Origin of the sequence: Paraburkholderia humisilvae, assembly GCF_902859855.1 — a bacterium.
Lineage (GTDB): Bacteria > Pseudomonadota > Gammaproteobacteria > Burkholderiales > Burkholderiaceae > Paraburkholderia > Paraburkholderia humisilvae.
The window spans coordinates 1-794 of record NZ_CADIKH010000426.1 but is presented as its reverse complement, the minus strand read 5'-3'; the positions used below and the strand labels follow the sequence as shown (position 1 = coordinate 794).

Here is a 794-nt window from a genome sequence, read left to right as displayed (position 1 = left end):
AAGGCCTGATATAGTAAGCCTCAATAGTCGCACCAGACCCTACGGGATTGAGTCTGATTGTGAGCCCGAATCCGGTTGTGTGATTCGTTCATGAAATGCTTCGAATGCTTCAGCGGTTGGCGCTACCAGGTTCAACGTTTCTGGCCAACCGATATAGGCTGTTATATGGATGATCAGCTCAATCAACTCTTCTCTCGTCCACCCAAGCGCCAGGCAACACCTGGTCTGGTCGCGAATCGCGGCGGCGCCGACGCGTTGCACCATTGCGGCGGCGAACGTAGCCAACTGCCGCGATTTCTCAGACAGACTATCGCTGTCAACTACGGCGGATGGTAACCGCGCAAGGTTGTCTGTCAGCACTGCCTTTACGAGGGCATAGCTTTGGCGACCAGCGTTTAACGTGTGCATGAACGTTTCCGGTGCCGGAGGCAGACCGTCTCCACTCGGCAAGTATTGGGCCGCCACTGCCTGCCGCTGCATCAGCACATCGAATGCGATGGCGATTGCAGTCGCCGCTCCCTGCGTGCTGCCGCTAACGCCGCATACCACGGTTTCGATGAGCGCGCGCGGGTACCAGCCGGTGTTGAGCATTCCCTCGCAGTGAAACGTCAATGCAATCGGAGTGTTACCTTGCGCGGCAAGCACGGCGACGGTCGCCACCTCGCGGTCTTTCAATGAAAGTCCGGGGCGGCCGATGACGTCGCAGTAGACCGTTTCCACCAATACTCCCGATATCGCAGGCGAAAGTCGATTCAAGCGTTCGATAAGCGGCGCGCACCTACTGCCGCCAACAG

At 57.9% G+C, this 794-nt stretch carries 1 protein-coding gene; it reads right to left on the bottom strand.

The genetic code is table 11. The features are described from left to right. Positions 1-39 precede the first annotated feature (39 nt). On the bottom strand, positions 40-794 hold a 755-nt coding region (locus HV796_RS42890), incomplete at its 5' end, for a carboxymuconolactone decarboxylase family protein (protein ID WP_217478267.1).